Annotated in this window: 17 protein-coding genes and 2 pseudogenes; 12 read left to right on the plus strand and 7 right to left on the minus strand. The window is 71.3% G+C overall.

The features are described 5' to 3' along the window. Nucleotides 1–80: 80 nt before the first annotated feature. From ABD954_RS07710 to ABD954_RS07735, 6 genes and pseudogenes are all read left to right on the plus strand, one after another. A pseudogene (locus ABD954_RS07710) lies at nucleotides 81–929 on the plus strand (lysozyme); the annotation flags it as partial. Then, on the plus strand, nucleotides 909–1,352 hold the full coding sequence (locus ABD954_RS07715) for a peptidoglycan-binding domain-containing protein (protein WP_345492023.1): 444 nt from the start codon (nucleotides 909–911) through the stop codon (nucleotides 1,350–1,352). The pseudogene ABD954_RS07710 and the gene ABD954_RS07715, both read left to right, overlap by 21 nt. Before the next feature lie 63 nt (nucleotides 1,353–1,415). Beyond that, nucleotides 1,416–1,793, plus strand: a complete 378-nt coding sequence (locus tag ABD954_RS07720) for a peptidoglycan-binding domain-containing protein (protein ID WP_345485043.1) — start codon at nucleotides 1,416–1,418, stop codon at nucleotides 1,791–1,793. A 42-nt stretch (nucleotides 1,794–1,835) separates the two neighbouring features. Further along, nucleotides 1,836–2,363, plus strand: a complete 528-nt coding sequence (locus ABD954_RS07725) for a hypothetical protein (RefSeq protein ID WP_345485044.1) — start codon at nucleotides 1,836–1,838, stop codon at nucleotides 2,361–2,363. A gap of 80 nt (nucleotides 2,364–2,443) precedes the next feature. After that, entirely contained in the window at nucleotides 2,444–3,652 is a 1,209-nt protein-coding gene (locus ABD954_RS07730) for a sensor histidine kinase (protein WP_345485046.1), read from the plus strand. A gap of 35 nt (nucleotides 3,653–3,687) precedes the next feature. Further along, nucleotides 3,688–4,395, plus strand: a complete 708-nt coding sequence (locus ABD954_RS07735; protein ID WP_345485047.1) for a response regulator — start codon at nucleotides 3,688–3,690, stop codon at nucleotides 4,393–4,395. On the opposite strand, the gene ABD954_RS07740 is transcribed toward ABD954_RS07735, so the two are convergent. Together ABD954_RS07740 and ABD954_RS07745 are read right to left on the minus strand one after the other, a co-directional pair. Beyond that, entirely contained in the window at nucleotides 4,368–5,645 is a 1,278-nt protein-coding gene (locus tag ABD954_RS07740; RefSeq protein ID WP_345485048.1) for a sensor histidine kinase, read from the minus strand. The two genes, ABD954_RS07735 and ABD954_RS07740, sit on opposite strands and share 28 nt — an antisense overlap. Nucleotides 5,646–5,816: 171 nt before the next feature. Further along, entirely contained in the window at nucleotides 5,817–6,494 is a 678-nt protein-coding gene (locus tag ABD954_RS07745) for a hemerythrin domain-containing protein (RefSeq protein ID WP_345485049.1), read from the minus strand. Nucleotides 6,495–6,896: 402 nt separating this feature from the next. Here ABD954_RS07745 and ABD954_RS07750 point away from each other — a divergent pair, with 402 nt between their 5' ends. Both ABD954_RS07750 and ABD954_RS07755 read left to right on the plus strand, forming a co-directional pair. After that, on the plus strand, nucleotides 6,897–7,049 hold the full coding sequence (locus tag ABD954_RS07750; protein WP_345485051.1) for a hypothetical protein: 153 nt from the start codon (nucleotides 6,897–6,899) through the stop codon (nucleotides 7,047–7,049). A 12-nt stretch (nucleotides 7,050–7,061) separates the two neighbouring features. Further along, complete coding sequence (locus ABD954_RS07755) at nucleotides 7,062–7,757, plus strand: YqjF family protein (RefSeq protein ID WP_345485053.1); 696 nt, start codon at nucleotides 7,062–7,064, stop codon at nucleotides 7,755–7,757. Here the strand turns inward: ABD954_RS07755 and ABD954_RS07760 are convergent. Together ABD954_RS07760 and ABD954_RS07765 are read right to left on the minus strand one after the other, a co-directional pair. Continuing rightward, entirely contained in the window at nucleotides 7,703–8,677 is a 975-nt protein-coding gene (locus ABD954_RS07760; RefSeq protein ID WP_345485054.1) for a cytochrome c oxidase assembly protein, read from the minus strand. The two genes, ABD954_RS07755 and ABD954_RS07760, sit on opposite strands and share 55 nt — an antisense overlap. Beyond that, nucleotides 8,674–9,165 (minus strand): DUF2243 domain-containing protein, encoded by a 492-nt coding sequence (locus ABD954_RS07765; RefSeq protein ID WP_345485055.1) that lies wholly within the window; start codon nucleotides 9,163–9,165, stop codon nucleotides 8,674–8,676. Before ABD954_RS07765 ends, ABD954_RS07760 begins: the two co-directional genes overlap by 4 nt. A 315-nt stretch (nucleotides 9,166–9,480) precedes the next feature. Between ABD954_RS07765 and ABD954_RS07770 the strand changes: the two genes are divergently transcribed. Beyond that, the gene (locus ABD954_RS07770) at nucleotides 9,481–9,954 is read left to right on the plus strand and encodes a DUF1360 domain-containing protein (protein ID WP_345485056.1); all 474 of its coding nucleotides are present in this window, start codon (nucleotides 9,481–9,483) and stop codon (nucleotides 9,952–9,954) included. A 118-nt stretch (nucleotides 9,955–10,072) separates the two neighbouring features. Here ABD954_RS07770 and ABD954_RS07775 read toward each other — a convergent pair whose 3' ends face one another. Together ABD954_RS07775 and ABD954_RS07780 are read right to left on the minus strand one after the other, a co-directional pair. Then, nucleotides 10,073–10,666, minus strand: a complete 594-nt coding sequence (locus ABD954_RS07775) for a hemerythrin domain-containing protein (protein ID WP_345485057.1) — start codon at nucleotides 10,664–10,666, stop codon at nucleotides 10,073–10,075. Between the two features lie 9 nt (nucleotides 10,667–10,675). Continuing rightward, entirely contained in the window at nucleotides 10,676–11,875 is a 1,200-nt protein-coding gene (locus tag ABD954_RS07780; protein WP_345485058.1) for a hypothetical protein, read from the minus strand. A 327-nt stretch (nucleotides 11,876–12,202) separates the two neighbouring features. Here ABD954_RS07780 and ABD954_RS07785 point away from each other — a divergent pair. Together ABD954_RS07785 and ABD954_RS07790 are read left to right on the plus strand one after the other, a co-directional pair. After that, nucleotides 12,203–12,677, plus strand: a pseudogene (locus ABD954_RS07785) (SPW repeat protein). Nucleotides 12,678–13,166: 489 nt separating this feature from the next. Continuing rightward, nucleotides 13,167–14,351, plus strand: a complete 1,185-nt coding sequence (locus tag ABD954_RS07790; RefSeq protein WP_345485059.1) for a zinc-dependent alcohol dehydrogenase — start codon at nucleotides 13,167–13,169, stop codon at nucleotides 14,349–14,351. Between the two features lie 148 nt (nucleotides 14,352–14,499). Here ABD954_RS07790 and ABD954_RS07795 read toward each other — a convergent pair whose 3' ends face one another. Further along, nucleotides 14,500–15,063, minus strand: coding sequence for a cysteine hydrolase family protein (locus tag ABD954_RS07795; protein WP_345485060.1), 564 nt, complete (start codon nucleotides 15,061–15,063; stop codon nucleotides 14,500–14,502). 174 nt (nucleotides 15,064–15,237) lie between these two features. Between ABD954_RS07795 and ABD954_RS07800 the strand changes: the two genes are divergently transcribed. After that, on the plus strand, nucleotides 15,238–16,809 hold the full coding sequence (locus tag ABD954_RS07800) for a sigma-70 family RNA polymerase sigma factor (RefSeq protein ID WP_345485061.1): 1,572 nt from the start codon (nucleotides 15,238–15,240) through the stop codon (nucleotides 16,807–16,809). Nucleotides 16,810–17,044 lie beyond the last annotated feature (235 nt).

Consider the following 17,044-nt stretch of genomic DNA (forward strand, 5'->3'; position numbering starts at 1 on the left):
CGGCGCCCCGCAGACGCGTGTTCCAGGCGCCGGCCCCTTCTCCTCGCCCACCTCGTTGTCCGGCCTGCCGAAAGAAGCAGATGCGTCCCGTCCTTTCCTTGTCATGCACACGGCGCCCCCGTGCGTCGGCCTCCCGTAGCCCGGCGACGGCACCTCTCGTGGTCCTGTCCGCCCTGTCCGCTCTGCTCGCCGTTTCCCCCGCAGCCGCCGGTGCGGCCGGCGCCGCCGAGCCCGACGGCCATCGCGCGGGATCCGGTCTGTCCGCCCGTACGGCACGACCGATCGCTCCCCGGCTGGCGGCGGACACCGTGCGGGGCTTGGACGTGAGCAGCCACCAGGGCAACGTCGACTGGGCCCGGGTGTCGTCCGCCGGAGCCAGGTTCGCCTACGTCAAGGCCACTGAGGGCACGACGTACAAGAGCCCGTACTTCACCCAGCAGTACAGCGGTTCCGCAAACGCCGGCCTCATACGCGGCGCCTACCACTTCGCCCTGCCCGACAGGTCGAGCGGTGCGGCGCAGGCCGACTTCTTCGTCGCCAACGGCGGGGGCTGGTCGAAGGACGGAAAGACACTGCCCGGGGCTCTCGACATCGAGTACAACCCGTACGGCGGCGGCACCTGCTACGGCCTGAGTCAGAGCGCGATGACCAGTTGGATCACCGCCTTCGTCGAGCGCTACAAGACGAAGACGGGCCGCTACCCCATGGTCTACTCGACCACCGACTGGTGGTCCCGGTGCACGGGAGACACCACCGCCCTCGGTTCCAAGACGCCGCTGTGGATCGCCAACTACAACGGCACCCCGCTGCCGCTGCCCAGGGGCTGGTCGACGTACACGATCTGGCAGACCGCCGACCACGGCACCTTCCCCGGGGACCAGAACGTCTTCAACGGCACCCTTGCCGATCTGCGCAGGCTCGCCGACGGCGCGTACACGCCGCCTTCTCCCGGAGGTGACTGGACCACGGTCAAGGAGGGCAGCAGCGGCTACCGCGTCACCGGTCTCCAGCACCTGCTCAACGCGCACGGCGCCGGGCTCGACGTGGACGGCCGGTTCGGCCCGGGCACCCGAGAAGCCGTCGTCGGCTTCCAGAGGAGCAAGTCGCTGGACGCGGACGGGATCGTGGGCCCCCGGACCTGGCAGGCCCTGATCTCGACCGTCCAGTCCGGTGCGAAGGGCAACACGGTCAAGGCCGTACAGGCCCTCCTCAACGGCCACGGCGGGAAGCTCGACGTGGACGGCGACTTCGGCGCCGGGACGCGTGACGCGGTCGTCGCTTTCCAGAGGAGCAAGTCCCTGGACGCGGACGGGATCGTGGGCCCCCGGACCTGGCAGGCCCTGGTCGACTGACCGCCGCGCTCCCCCCTTCGTCGAACCATCGCCCTCTCCCCCTCGTCGAGAAAGGCAGGAATCATGCTCTCCCGGCTGAGGCAGCAGCGGTTCTCCGGTGTCCTGGTGGTGGGCGCAATCGCGCTCGGTTCCCTGACCCTGACCCCGGCCCCCGCTGACGCCGCCACCACCTACACGTGCAACCGCACCTACTACTCCGGCACCGCCCTGACCGCCTACGGAGACACCGGCAGCCGGGTCATCGAGGCCCAGTGCCGGCTGGTCCACTACGGCCGGCTCCGGGCCGGTGACGTGGACGGCATCTTCGGAACGAAGACCCGCGCCGCGGTGATCTCGTTCCAGGACGGCCTCAAACGCCACAGCGCCTGCGGAAGGAACGTGACGGTGGACGGCATCGTCGGCCCGGTCACCTGGAACTTCCTCCGCTACGGCTGCGGCTGACCGCACCGCCTCGACTCGTCCCCACGAAGGAAAGGAAGAAGCATGCGACTGACCCCCTACGCCGGCACCGCTGCCGCCCTGCTCCTCACCGGTCTCCTCGCCGCGCCGGCCGTCGCTCAGGACGGTGCCGCCACCGAGAGCGGGCAGGCCGTCGCGGCTGTGACCAAGATCAGCCACTCCAACGCCACCAGCCGGTTCTCCGCCGCCGGCATCACCTGGCGCTCCAGCGGCAACTGTTCCGACCGCAACCGCCCGACCTGCACCTCCTTCGAGCAGCTCAACCTCAACACCGCGCTCGGCGCCGTCACGCTCAAGAACGCGAGCCGCTGCGCCCTGACGATCACCGGCGGTACGGAGACCGGGCACTCGAGCGGCACCTACAGCCACTGGAACGGCTACAAGCTCGATTTCAGCCCGACCACGTGCCTGAACAACTACGTCACCAGCACGTTCACGCGCATCGCCGACCGAGGTGACGGAGCCAAGCAGTACAAGGCGGCCTCGGGCAACATCTACGCCCGCGAGAGCAACCACTGGGACGTCACCTTCTACAGCTGCGGCGGCTGCTGAGGCCATGGGCCGGCCTCGGCCGTCCGAGGTCAACCCCGAGGTGGAGGACACCGGTGGAGACTCGCCTCTACCCTGCGGGGATGCAGGAAGGCAGAAGGCGGTTTCCGGTCAGTCCCCTGGTGATCGACACGGCCCTCGCGTGCCTGATGGCGACGGTGACGATCGTGCACGCGCGGCACGGTCACGCCACCCGCTACCAGGCCGAGGGCTGGCCGCCCTTCGGGTTCGTCGCCGTCGCGCTGAGCGTGGCGGCGAACCTGCCCCTGGCGGTGCGGCGCCTGGTCCCGGGAACCGCCTTCGCCGTTTCGTGCGGGGCACTCGTGACGTACACCCTGGCCGGATACCAGCCGTCGGCGAACGTGTACGCACCGCTCCTGGCCCTCTGCACGGTGATCACGAGCCGTCCGCTGCGCGAGGCGCTGTGGGCCTCGGCGGCGACGGCCGCGGTGTGGGTGGCGAGCGGCCTGACAGACGGTCTTCCGATGGAACTGGCGCTGGCACAGGCCCCGATCGGCGTCGGGGCCGTGTGGCTGTGCGTCGCAGAAAGCCGCCGACCGGCCCGGGACGACGCCCGGCCCGCCCGGCCGGCCGGGCGTTCCCACGACGAGCGGGACCTCCTGGCCCAGCAGGCCGTCATGCGGGAGCGGCTGCGTATCGCCCGAGAGCTGCACGACGCCGCCGCCCATCACCTGTCCGAGGTCACCGTCCAGGCAGGTCTGGCCGAGACGGTGTTCGCCTCCGATCCCGTCGTCGCCCGTGCGGCGGTGACGGCGGTCGGCACCAGCAGCCGTCGGGCGCTGCAGGAGATGCGCGGCCTGCTCGACGTGCTGCGCACCGGCACGGAACCGGCCGACGAGGACGACGCGCTGTACCGGTCGGCGCCCGGACTGAGCGACCTGGAAGACCTGATGCGGCGCACGCGAGCGGCCGGCGTCGAGGTGGACTGGTCGGTTTCCGGACATCGCAAGCCATTGCCCGCAGGTCTCGATGTCGGCGTGTACCGCATGGTCGAGGAGGTGATGGCCGGAATCCCGCGTTGTGCGGGACGTGGATCGCGTGTCACCGTCAGCCTTGCGTTCGGCGCGGACGTGTTGAGGGGCGACATCGTCGCCCGGGGAAGCACGGCCAGGGGGGTCGTCCGGCCCTCGGGTGAGCCCGGTTTGCTCGGGATCCGTGAACGGGTGAGACTCTACGGGGGATCGCTGCGGGTCGGATCGAGAGCCGAGGGAGGGTTCGAGGTCGTCTTCACCGTCCCGCTGGCGTCGCAGGACACAGACGGGGGCGCGTGACACCACCCCCGCACACACGGGGGGAGACGGCAGCGATGACTCGGCTGCTGATCGTGGACGACCAAGTGCTCATCCGGGCCGGGCTGGCCGCTCTGGCCGCGGCCGCACCCGGTTTCGATGTCGTCGGGCAGGCCGCCACCGGCGAGGAAGCGGTCGAACTCGCCGCCTCGCTACGACCGGACGTGATCCTCATGGACATCCGCCTGCCCGGCATGAGCGGCATCACCGCGCTGGAGCACATCCTCCGGCGGGCAGCCGACCCGAAGCCGAAGATCATCATGCTGACCGTTTTCGACCTCGACGAATACGTCTACGCCGCGCTTCGTGCCGGTGCCAGCGGCTTCCTCCTCAAGGACACCCCACCCGAACGTCTCCTCGCGGCGATCGGTCTGATCGCCGACGGCGAGATGCTTCTCGCGCCGACCGTCACGCGCCGGCTCGTGGAGACCTTCGCCCCGCGGTCCGAGGCGACGGGTACGCAGGCGGCCTCCCTGCCCGAGCTCACCGAGCGGGAGACCGAGGTCCTCCGACTGGTCGGCCGGGGACTGACCAACGAGCAGATAGCCGACCAGCTCGTGGTGACCGTCGCCACCGTCAAGAGTCACCTGAACCGCGTGATGTCGAAACTACGGCTCGGCAGTCGGGCGCAGGCCGTCGTCCTCGCCTACGAGAGCGGCCTCGTCACCCCGGGCCGTACCGCCTCCCACGCGACGGATCACGTGGGGAGCGAGGGCCGGAGGTAGGAGGAAGCCCCCGGAGGCGTCTCCCGGCCGTCTTCGCCGCCTACGGGGTTCCCGGCCACACCTGTGGCGTCCGGGTGCTCGCTCCCCGGCGCCCCCTGCCCGGCCGCGCCGTCGTGTGACCGGTCGCCGTCACCCGTGGATGTCGGCAGGGTCAGACACACCGCGAAGCCTCCCTCGGGACGCGGGCCCATGCTGATCTTTCCGCCGTACAGCTTGGCCCGTTCCCGCATGCCCATCAGGCCGTGTCCGCTGCCGCTGGGAGTGCCCGGCGACGACCCCCGTCCGTCGTCGGTGATCTCCACGGTCACCTGGTCCTCGCCGTAGGTGAGTTCCACGGTGGCGGCGGCGTGCGGGGCGTGCTTGAGCACGTTGGTCAGCGCCTCCTGCGCCACGCGGTACACGCACAGACCGGGGCCCGGGGCGAGCGGCCGCGGCCGGCCGACGACGCGCAGCTCCGTCTCCGCACCGCCGGCGCGGAGGCGGGCCACCATGTCGGACAGTCGCTCCGGGCCCGGCATCGGCGTGAGCGGAGCGACGTCCGGTTCGTCGGTCCGCAACAGCGCGAGCATGCGGCGCAGTTCCTCCAGCGCCTCACTGCTCGTGCTCGTGATGGTGCCGAGCGCGGTGCGCGCCGTCGCCGGATCGGAGTCGACGACGTAGCGGGCGAGGCCGGCCTGCACGGATATCACCGCCATGTGGTGGGCCACGACGTCGTGCAACTCCCGGGCTATACGGGCCCGCTCGGCCGCCACCTCACGCTGCGCCCGCTCCTCCTGCTCCGCACGCAGCCGCCGCGTCAGTTCCATCGACCGGCGGGCCAGGTATCCGAAGCGCCAGAGGGCGACGGAGAAGATGAGGGCCTGGCCGAGGACCGACGCCATGACGGACTGGGGCGTGATGAGGCCGGCATAGATCCACACCGCGCTCATGAGCGCCGCGGCCACACCGGAGACACGGGTCCGCTGGGTCGAGGCCACGGTGTAGAGGGCCAGCATGGGGCCGAACGAGCTGACCACGGGCCAGTATCCGGCGGTGACGTACACCACCCAGAGAGCGTCGACCACCAGGCAGACCGCGACGGGGCGGAGCGAGCGCAGCAGGAGCGGCAGGTGGAGCGCGACCACCAGGACGTACCCCGTGACGTCGAGCGCCGGCCACCCCTGCTCCGGTGCCTCCTGCGCGAGCAGGAGGGCCAGGCAGCCGATGGCCGCCGCGAGCAGCACGTCGGCCAGTAAGAAAGGAATCCGCATCACCGCAGGTTAACGGCGCGCCGGACGCCCGTCTCAGGTATGGGGCGCCGCACTCCTGCGATGTCCGGCGCCTGCGGGGGATCTTCACGACCCGTCTGTGGCGACGTGCTGCTCATCGGGTCCCGCGTTGCCGACCACGACGGCGGGAACCACAGCGCCGACACTGCGCGATCAGCGGCTCCTCCGGAAGCCCTTCGCCAGCAGCCAGGCGATGCCGAGACAGCCTCCCGCCAGGACGAGTGTCCGGCCGCGCGGCACTCGGCTGCCGGCCGGGAGGAGATCCCGCGCCCGGTCGAAGGCGCTCAGGGGTACGCCGAGGACGGCGTTGGCCGGCGGTCTCCGGGGCACCACCGGGTGGGGACGCGTGGGTGCGGTGCGGCGCACGGCTTCCCACGCCGAGCCGAGCCGACGCAGGCGGGTCCTGTCGAGGGACTCCTGCAACCGGGGCAGCAGCAGATCCTCCTCGTCGCGGATGTCCTGCCGGATCAGCGCGAACGCCTCGGTGGCGAGCACATCGTGACGGGGGTCATCCGCCCCGATCCGTTCCATCTCCGTGACCAGGTCGTTGATCTGCTGATGCTCGCTCTCGACCGTCGCGGTCTGCTCCTCCCCGTCGGGTGCGAGGCGACGCAGCACGGGCCACAGAACGGTCTCCTCGGCGAAGGCGTGACTGAAGGTGAGCTGCACGAGCGCCTTGAGGGTCCGCCGCCGCTCCTCCCGTGACCCCCGGCCGGACTCGTATGCCCGCATCAAGCGGTCCAGCTCGGCGTGATCCCGGCGCTGTCTCGCCAGGATGCTGGCGTTGCCGCCCAGCTGCTCGACGCTCTGGGCCGCGATCGGCAGGGTCATGATCACTCTCCTTGCCTTCGAGTGGTGCGTCGCTGCCATGAGGCCCGGTGCGGCGCCGTGACCCGTACGCCCGCGGATCTCTCCGCCGACTACCCACTCGGAGCAGCTCTAGACGCGGATCGTGGCGGAGCCGGCGGCAGGCCGGCCGGCCGGCTCCGGCCGGGTGCCGGCTACTCATGGGCGACGTCCTCATGGGCGACGTACAAGGACTCCGCGCCCCCGGTTCGCGCCACTTCCTCGCCGTCGCCGAGAACCCGCCCGCAGGCGCACCGCCTCTTGCGTCGAGCCCCCGGCGGCGGACCGGATACCGGGAACGGGACGGGGTAGCCGCTCCGTGTCACCGGCACGTCCGTCGGTGGCAGAGCCACCTCGGAAAGGGCTGATCAGAGCATGGATGACCCGATGAACTCCGAGCCGACGCCTTCCCAGGCGGAAGGGGAACCGGAAATGGAGGAGGAGCAGAAGACGGAAGAGCCGACCGACGCCGACCGCCCCGACGTGCCACGCACGACACCGTCTCAGGCAGAGGGCGAGCGCGGCAGCGGCCCGGGCTGAGAGCGGGCGGACATGACCGCGCAGCGGGTGCGCGTGCCGGCGTTGCGGTGTTCCTGGGTCACCCAGTGCTTCCTCCACTGGCCCTACCCGCCGGAGTCGGTACGGCGACTGCTCCCTCACGGTCTGGAGCCGGACGAGTACGCGGGAGCGGCGTGGGTCGGCCTCACTCCGTTCGTGATGACGGACGTGCGCCCCCATCCGCTCCCCGCCGTGCCTGGACTGCCGCGCTTCGCGGAGACCAATCTACGGACCTACGTACGGCACTCCGGTGGCCGACGAGGACTGTGGTTCTTCTCCCTGGACGTCACCAACCCGCTGCTGCTGGGTGCCCAGACGGTCGGCGCCCCCTACCGGCTCGCCCGCCTCCACGTGGCACAGGAGGGACACCGAGTGAAGTACGCCGGCAGACGACGGGGCGCCGACGTGTCCTACCACCTGGTCATCCGGCGAGGGGAGAGCCCCACACAGCGGACGGACCTCGACGTCTGGCTGACCTCCCGCTGGCGGGCCTACACCCGACGTCTGGGCATGCTGTGGGAGATCCCGGTGGAACACGAGCCGTGGCCCCTCGCCGGAGCCACCGTCGAGTCCCTGGCGGAGAACCTGCGGAACGCCGCAGGACTCCCGCCGTGTGCGGCGCGGCCGCTGGTCCACTACTCCCCCGGCGTACGGGATGTACGGCTCGGCTTCCCCCGCCCGGCCGGCTGAGAAGCGTCGTCGTCCGGCCCGTGGGCGACCGGCTCGACGCCGGCGAAACCGGTGTCCTGGGCCCACCTGACACCTCGCCGCTGGGCCGGAGCGGGAAGGCTCACAGCAGCTTCCGGTGCGGGACGACGCGCCCGGTGCCGCGTCCGGGCACGGCCGGTGGCCGCGTACCAGGAGCCGGCCAGGACGACGGCCAGCGCGGCTTCGACCAGGTCACCGCCGTAGTACATCACCTGAGCTCCGGTGTGCAGGTCGGCGGTGGTGAAGGCGGTGCCGGGAGGCCCGGCCGCGTACACGCTCTTGGCGAGCACGGCGTGCGCGGCACCGGTGGCCAGCAGGGTCGCACCGCGCACCCTCAGGCCCCAGCGGCGGGACACCGGGTCGAGCTGGCAGACGGCGAAGGTGAACAGCAGCCCCGCGGCCAGGACGTGGGCATGCACCAGGGCGTTCAACCACGGTAGGTGCCGCAGGGCGGCGAACAGCTCGGTGCGGTACAGCAGCCACAGCCCACCGGCGTCGAGCAGGGCCGCCAGCGGCGGGAAGAGCAGCAGGCCCACGGCACCGGAGTGAGCGAGCGCCAGCAGCCCTCGGCGCGCGGCTCCGGGGGGCAGGGCACGCAGGACGAGGGTGAGGGGGCGGGCGAGGACGAGCAGCAGCGGGGCCGCCATACCGACGATCAGGTGCTGGACCATGTGGGCGGTGAACGGACCGCCCGGCAGTGGGCCCACCGCCGCCCAGGCCAGGGCCCCGCTGCCGGCGGAGAACGACGTGTCCCTCCACCGGGACCAGACGTCCCCGCGGCGCCGCAGGCGGCCCGCGGCCGCCCCATAGGCGAGGGCCGCCGTCAGCGCGACCACCGCGTTCATCATCCCGGCCGGGCCGGGGCCCGCGGCCTGACCGGGATGGACGTGCGCAAAGATCACGAGGTCGTCCCGGCCCGGCCGCTGCGGGCCGCACGGACGGCCAGCGCCACGCCGACCAGCAGCAGCACCACGCCCCCGAGATTCCAGGCCCAGTCATAGGGCGTGACATCCACGCCGTAACGGATCTGATGCAGGCGCAGCAGTTTGTGGTCCACGATTCCGTCGAAGAGCTGGAAGCACCCCAGTCCCAGGAAGAATCCGGCCCGGGCATGGGCCGTGGCCCAGGCGCGGCGGCGCCGCAGATCGGCGAAGAGGAAGAACCCGGCGACCAACCCCAGCAGCTCAGCGGTGTGCAGCACCCCGTCCGACATCAGCCCGACGCCGGTGGTGGAGCGGTCATAGAAGTGGTGCCAGCCCAGCAGCTGGTGGAAGACGATCTCGTCCACCGCGGCCATCACCGTCGCCCCGATCACACCGCTCACCACCATCGACCTGCGCGGCTCGGGCCGCGCGTCGGGGACCGCGGGCGGGTGGACCGGTGTACTCATGAGCCTGCCTTCCTGACCAGGGCCGCGTCTGCTGCCCGGAACGCCTACCCCTCACACGAGCCGCATGCCTGCCGGGCACGGCATCCGGGTGAGTCACCCGGCGGCCGGGCGAAGGCGTCGTCGCCGACGCCCTCGCCGCACCGGCGAGGATGGGGTGGCCTGCTCGCCCACCGATCGGTTCCACGACGCGTCGGGGCCGCTCCGTCCAGGCGTTCGCAGGTCGAAGCCGGGTATACGCGCCCTTGACAGCACCCTGCGGTCGATCATGGCGGCTACGCTGCGACGACGGCCGAGCCGACGGAACGAGGCACGTGCATGACGACATTTCCGGGTCTGCGGTCCCACGGCGGGCACCTGGGTGCGATGGCCGGCTTCGCCGGATACGTGGCCGGCTGGACGGCCCTCCGGCGCCGGATCGGGCGTCCCCGGCCCGACTCCCCCGGCCCTTGGGAGCTCGCCCTCACCGCCACCGCCACGTTCAAGCTCAGCCGGCTGATCGCCAAGGCCACGGTCACGCGGCCCGTACGCGCCCCGTTCACCGACGTGGACGGTCCGGGCGCCCCGGCAGAACTCAACGAGTCCCCCCGCGAGGAACCCGGCCGGGAAACCCTGGGCGAGCTGATCAGCTGTCCGTTCTGCCTGAGCGTGTGGATCGTGACCACCTTCGTCGGCGCGCGCGCCGTCTGGCCGGAAGCCACCCGCACGGTGACCGGCGCCCTGACCGCTCTGACGCTCTCGGACGCGTTGCAGTTCACGCAGTCGGCCGTCGTGAGACAAGCGGAACGCTGACCGGCCGGCGTGCGGAGGACGCCCTGCCTCCGCACGCGAGCCGACCGGGTGACAGGGGACGGCACCATGAGGGCACCGCCCTGGGGCGACTCCCGGCCCGGGGCCGGGACCGCCGCCCTCAGCCGTCCTTGCCCATGGCCTTGCGGACGGCGTCCTTGGTCCGGTCCATGAGTGCGGCGACCGGTCCCAGGGTCATGTTCGCGGCGGCCGACTCCACTCCCGGATGCGGTCGGGTCGGGGCCATCGCCTCGGCGGCTTTGACGGCTTTGGCCATCGCCGCCAGTTTCGTGGCGTCGGTGCTGCGGCGGATGTGGATGAACTCGTAGCGTTCTTCGGCGCGGGCGTGTTCCTGGACGTCCGTGCGCAGCTTCATGAAGCGGGGCATGAAGGTCGGGTCGTCCGTGTCGAGGTCGTCGAGGGTCGAGAGCGCCTCTTTGGCCGCGTGCTCTTCGGCCAGGCGGTCTTCGACGACCTGCTCGCCGCCCGGGAAGGCGCGCCGCGAGAAGGGGTGGACGACTTCCTCCTCGGCGGTCTCGTGGACGGCGAGCAGGCGCACCAGACGGCGGAAGCTCTCGCGGCGCTCCTCGCCCGACGCGGCCTCCACCTCGTCGAAGAGGTTGCGGATGTCGCCGTGCTGGCGCATGAGCAGCGACACGACGTCGGTGTCGGGAGCGAGGTCGTCCCCGGCGTGCGGGGTCTGCAGCCCGGTCATGGCTTCTCCCTACTTCCCGCGCAGGGCGGGGTCGGGGTGCTCGCCTTCGGATTCGACGCGGTACTCGCGGCCGAACATCGCGTCGTGCTCGGTCATGACGCGCTCGCTCGGGGGCTCCTCGCCGCCGTGGATCTGCTCCTGCATCTTCTCGAACCGCTCGTGCGCTTCCCGGACGTAGCCGGCGCCCAGCGTGGTGAGATCGATCTGGGTGTCCAGGAGCTCGCGCAGGTAGGTCTTGTTGGGCTCGAAGGTGAGCACGTTCGGGAGTTCCGGGGCGAGCACCGACTCCGGGTCCCGGCCGTCGTGCCGCCGCATGAGGTCGCAGGCGATGCGCAGGTGCTCCAGCTCCATGTTCAGATGCAGCTCCCAGATCGCCTTGACCTTCGGGTCGCTCTCCTGCTCCATGAACGAGTAGTAGAGGTAGCACTCGTTGTACTCGTGGTTGACGAGCTGTTCCCACCAGGTCTCGCCGGGGTCAACGAGCGATTCGTAGTGGGTGACGTGCTCCTCTTCGATGAGCCCGATCTCCTGGTAGAGCTGCCGGGCGATCGGCTCCATGTAGGTGGGGCCGGTGTTCATGTAGAAGTTCATCGTCTGCTGCTCGGCCGACATGATGGTGAGCGCGTGCAGCTTCGACAGCGGGTTGGTGCCGTCCTTCGCGTAGGGGTCGCGCACGTTGTCCACCGGATCGCGGTGGTGGAACTTCGTCGGACGGCCGGGCATCACCTCGGTCAGCCCGTCGACGATCGCCTCCGCCTTGCGGTGCTCGATCATCTCGTACAGGTTCGCGTACCGGTACAGGTGGTCGAAGTCCTCCAGCACACCGAACTCGTACGCCTGCCGCAGATACGGGTCCGGCTCCATGCGCGCCACCCACGCCGTGAGGTCCACGGCGACCTGCTCGTACGCGATCGTCGTCTCCAGCACCGATGACACACCGGGCAGCAGCCAGTTCACGACCTTCTGCTGCTGCGCCTCGATGTAGCGCGTCTGCGCCAGCTGCCGCTTCACCTCCGGATCGACCGTGTTGCGGGCCAGCATGTGGCTGAACATGATCGCTTCGACTTCGATGCCGTTCATCGTGATGATGCGGCACCGGGTGTACGGATCGCACCGGTCGGGGTCGATCGGCTTGACGTTCAGCTCACGCCAACTGCGCAGCTGCCGGTCCAGCGGGATCCCCCGCTGTTCGAGCGGATTGAATGTCACGGCGGTCTCCTCGACGCGTAACGAATGTGGCAGGCACGTGCACGTGATGCTTCTGCGATCCGCGGTCCAGGCCCGCCTGCCCGCAGACCACCTGCCCATGCTTCGCCGCCGTGGGGGGAACCGCCAGCGCCCACGCCCAGCGGGCGGCCCGTGTGCCCCGGACGACGGAACGGCAGCCCCCGGGACCGGCACGCGACGGGTCCGGCCGGCACGGTCGTTTCCGCCCGGGGACCCACGACAGATGACCATGAATTTGTCCATGTTCTGCCTATTAACGCCACATTTATGGGTAGGGGCCGGGTCACCACTCCTTCTCCGGAGGTCGTCATGGCATCGACGCACCGCGCACCCATCGAAGAACACCCCGACCTGATGGAACTCCGCGCCCGGCACGACCGGGCGGCCGCCACCCCGCGGGCCCAGATGGTCGAGGCTCTGGCCCTGATCACGGGTCTCTACCTCGCCGCGTCCCCCCTGGATCGCCGGCTTCAACGGCTTCACCACCCTCGCCGTCACGAACCTCATCGCCGGCATCGCCTACATGCTCCTCCTGGGAGGCTTGGGCAACTCCTACGAGCGGACCCACTCCATGGCCTGGGCCGCGGCCGCGATCGGCATCTGGACCTGCGTCGCGCCCTGGGTCGTCGCGGGCGATGTCGCCCGTACCCGCTCGATCACGAGCAACCTCATCACCGGCGCCGTCGCCACCCTCCTCGCCCTCGCCGCCGCCTCCGCCGCACGCGACAAGGACAGCGGCCGCCACGGCTCCGGCACGCGCGGCGTCATGCCCGGGAACCACTGATTCCCTCAGCGTCGCCCGTCCGCGCAGACGGGCGGAGCCGCGCTGCCGCACTTCCCGTCGAGCGAGAGGAGGCGCAGGTGCCGGAGCTCCTCGGCTCCGCGAGAAGAACCGGGGGGTGACGGAGGAACAAGGCCCGGTGCCGTCTCATGGTCCGACCGCCCGGCCGGGTGGCCTCCGCTGACGGGGCGCTGCGCGAAGTGATCCCCGATACCACGGATGGGTCGCCCGGCTGGGGGAAGTCGCGCGGAGACGGCCACCGGCCGCGGACCGCGCGAGCGGGTCACACCCACGACGGAGGCAGACCGTGGCCGGTACGGCTGCTGGAGCAGCAGGGGCCGGCGTCCGTAGGCGAGGAACCGGAAGCGGTGGTCATCCGCGCCCGGCTTCGCCGAAGGGCCGGCTTCGCACGACGAACGTACGTCCCTGCCTCGCGTCGATGAAAGCCGGGGCGCGCAGGTTCGCCCCCTCCCACCGCAGCGAGGAGACACCATGAAGGCCCTGACCTGGCACGGAAAGCGCGACGTCCGCGTGGACAGCGTGCCCGACCCCGTGATCAAGGACCCGACCGACGTGATCGTGCAGGTCACGACGACCGGCTTGTGCGGTTCCGACCTGCACCTGTACGAGCTGTTCGGCCCGTTCCTCGACGTCGGCGACATCCTCGGCCACGAGCCGATGGGCGTCGTGGCCGAGGTCGGCCCCGACGTGACCCGCGTGAAGCCGGGCGACCGGGTCGTCGTCCCGTTCAACGTCTCCTGCGGCACCTGCCACACCTGCGAACAGGGCCTCCAGTCCCAGTGCGAGACGACACAGGTCCGCGAGCACGGCACCGGAGGCTCCCTCTTCGGTTACACGAAGCTGTACGGGCAGGTTCCGGGAGGGCAGGCGGAATACCTGCGGGTCCCCTTCGGGAACACCCTCCCCATCCCCGTACCGGGTGACGGCCCCGACGACCGCTTCGTCTACCTGTCCGACGTCCTTCCCACCGCCTGGCAGGCCGTCGAGTACGCCGCGATCCCTCCCGGCGGCACGGTGGCGGTCCTCGGCCTGGGCCCCATCGGGGACATGGCCGCCCGCATCGCCGCCCACCGCGGAGCCGGCCTCGTCATCGGCGTCGACCTCGTCCCCGAGCGCCTGCGGCGGGCCGCCGCCCGTGGTGTGCACACGCTCGATCTCTCCGCCTACGGCGAGAACCTCGCCGACGAGGTACGGGAACTGACCGGCGGACGCGGCCCCGACGCCGTCATCGACGCCGTCGGCATGGAAGCCCACGGTGCGCCGCTGGCGAAGGGGGCCCAGCACATGACCACCCTGCTGCCCGACGCCCTGGCCTCCAGGATGATGCAACGGTACGGCGTGGACCGTCTCTCCGCCCTCCACCTCGCCATCGAACTCGTACGGCGTGGGGGCACCATCTCGCTGTCCGGCGTCTACGGCGGCATGGCCGACCCGATGCCGCTCCTGACCATGTTCGACAAGCAGATCCAGCTCCGCATGGGGCAGGCCAACGTCTGGCGCTGGGTCGACGACCTCCTGCCCCTCCTCACCGGTGCCGACCCGCTCGGCGTGGACGACTTCGCCACCCACCGGGTCCCGCTCGCCGATGCGCCCCAGGCGTACGAGATGTTCCAGAAGAAGCAGGACGGCGCCGTCAAGGTCCTCTTCACGCCCTGAGGGTCCGGACGCCGGCCGGGCCGGTCGATGCCGCCCCGCTCCACGCGGCCGTGCCGGGTCGACCGCGCGCCTTCGAGGCCAGGAGCCTGGTGGAGTACGTGTCCGCGACCGGCAGGGGCGCGGAGCCACACCCGGCAGGAGCCGCACGTCAGGGAGCCGGTTTCCCCTCCGGTTCCCCGAAGTCGATGGCGTCCACGGGGCAGATGGTCGCCCCCATGTTGCGTTCCATCATGCGCAGTGCGGCATCGGACAGCTCGGGGTCGATGTGGGCGACCGCCTGCGGGCAGACGGTGACGTCGAGGTGCCGGATGTGCGCGTCCAGCGCCGAGTAGAGCACGCACTGCTCCGTCACCTGCCCGCACAGGACGAGCCGCCGTGCCTGCAGCTGTGAGAGCAGATAGGCGAGGGGCGTCTCGAAGAAGGCGGAGTGGCGCGCCTTGACGACGAAGAGGGAGTCGTCGTCCGGAACGATCGGCCGCACGAGTTCGGGGTGCCGACCGGACAGCGCTTCGTCGAGGAGCTCACCGTGATGGGAGCGCCACTGCCCGAAGTTGTCGTTCACATAGATCACCGGCGCGCCGCCGGCCCGAGCACGCCGCAGCAGTTCCTCCACGACCGGCAGGGCCTCGCGCACCGAGGGGACGAGCCGGTCGGCGTCCGGGTGGTCGTACGTGTTCAACATGTCGATCACGACGAGCGCTGTACGCTCCATGGCCCGCCACCTCTCGCCCACAGACCGCTCTCCGGGCCGGCGTCCTGTCGACCCGCGCAGGGCCCCTACCCGCGCCCGCGGCGTTGAGTCGCGTTGGTCGTACACCGTCACCGCGGCTAGGGTGTGCCGCCGTACTCGGCGGATCGTTCCCCTGGGAAGGCGGGAAGGGGGCTCATGGACACGGATCACGCCAGACTGGTCGTCGCGGTGCAGGCCGGTGACGCTCGGGCGCGCGAGGAACTGATGGCCGCCTGCCTGCCGTTGGTCTACAACATCGTCGGGCGAGCGCTGAGCGGTCATGCCGATGTGGACGACGTGGTCCAGGAGACCCTGCTGCGCGTGGTGCGTGACCTTCCCGATCTGCGTGCCCCGGAGAGCTTCCGGTCCTGGCTGGTGTCGATCACTCTCCGGCAGATCAACGACCACTGGCGCAGGCAACACGTCTTCGCCGACCGGACCACGGTCATCGACGAGGCTCACCGGATACCGGATGCCGGTGCCGAGCCCGTGGACGTCACGATCCTGCGGTTGCACGTGTCGGACGAGCGCCGGCGGGTCGTCGAAGCCGGCCGGTGGCTCGACGCGGACCACCGGGTGCTGCTGTCGTTGTGGTGGCAGGAGTGCGCCGGTCTGCTGAGCCGGGAGGACATCGCCGCCGCGACGGGACTCTCGGTCGCGCACGTCGGAGTGCGCCTGCAACGCATGCGCGAGCAGCTGGAACTGTGCCGGACGATCGTCGCCGCGCTCGAGGCCGACCCGCGCTGTCCGGGGGTCGGCGAGACCGTCGCCGGCTGGGACGGCCGGCCCGCATCGGTGTGGCGCAAGCGGTTGGCGCGGCACACCCGGGACTGCCCGGTCTGCACGGCGACGACGGCGGAGCGGGTGCCGGCCGAGCTGCTGCCCCTCAGCCTCACGGCGCTGGCCGTACCGGCCGGGCTCGTCGCCGCGCTGGTCGCCAAGGGCCTGCTGTCGGGTGCGGTCACCGGCACTGCCGGGTCGGCCGCGGCGTCCGTCGCCGCCGGCACGGCGGCGCAGGGAGGCGGCCTGCGCAGCGCGCTGACCGGGAAACTCCAGGCGGTGACCGCTCATCCGCTGGTGAGCCTGGCTGCCGGCGCCGTGCTCATCGCGGGGACCGCCACCTATGTGACCTGGCCGGACCCGGCGCCGCGGGGACCCGGCGTCATCGTCGCTCCGACGGCCGGCCGTCCCGCGCCGAACCCGTCGCGCACCACCGCGTCGGCCGCACCGACCCCGGCGGGCCCCTCCCCGACGAGGGCGTCACCGGCGAGCCCGTCCGCCGCCGCGGGCACCGTCCCGCTGGGGGCACGGTCGCTCGAATCCGTGGACGCGCCGGGCCTGTTCGCCACCTACGACGGCGACTTCGCGACGCTCGGCCCGGTCTCCGCGTCCAGCAGCGCGCAGGTACGTCAGCGGGGCACGTTCACGGTGGTCGGGGGGCTGGCGGACCCACGGTGCGTCACCTTCCGCGCGGCTGACGGCCGGTACCTTCGCCACTCCTATCTACGGCTACGGCTCAGCGCCGATGACGGCAGCGCGCTCTTCCGTGAGGACGCGACCTTCTGCCCCCGCCCCGGCGCGGTCGCCGGCTCGGTGACCCTGCACGCGCACAACTACCCGGGATCGGTCCTCCGGCACCGCGACGGTGGCATCTGGCTCGACGGCTCCGACGGCACAGGGACCTTCGCCGGCCAGGCCTCCTTCGTCGTGCGCGGTGCCTGGACCTGACCGTCCGCTCCCCGGGCGGAACGGCCGGTAGCAGTGCCGGCCGGTGATCCTCCGGCACGCTCCGGCACGGCTCCCGCACCACGCCAAGACCGGCGTCGCCGCCGCGGGAGTCCGGGATCGCCTGCCGCCGCGAGACGCCTCACCGAAAAAAATCTCCGGGCGACGCGACTTTTCTGTTACGAGCCCGCGCGCCCGGACGCCTCCCCTTCAGGGGGGTCATCCCGCCGTCCGCCCG

The organism is Streptomyces roseoviridis, assembly GCF_039535235.1.
Classification (GTDB): domain Bacteria; phylum Actinomycetota; class Actinomycetes; order Streptomycetales; family Streptomycetaceae; genus Streptomyces; species Streptomyces roseoviridis.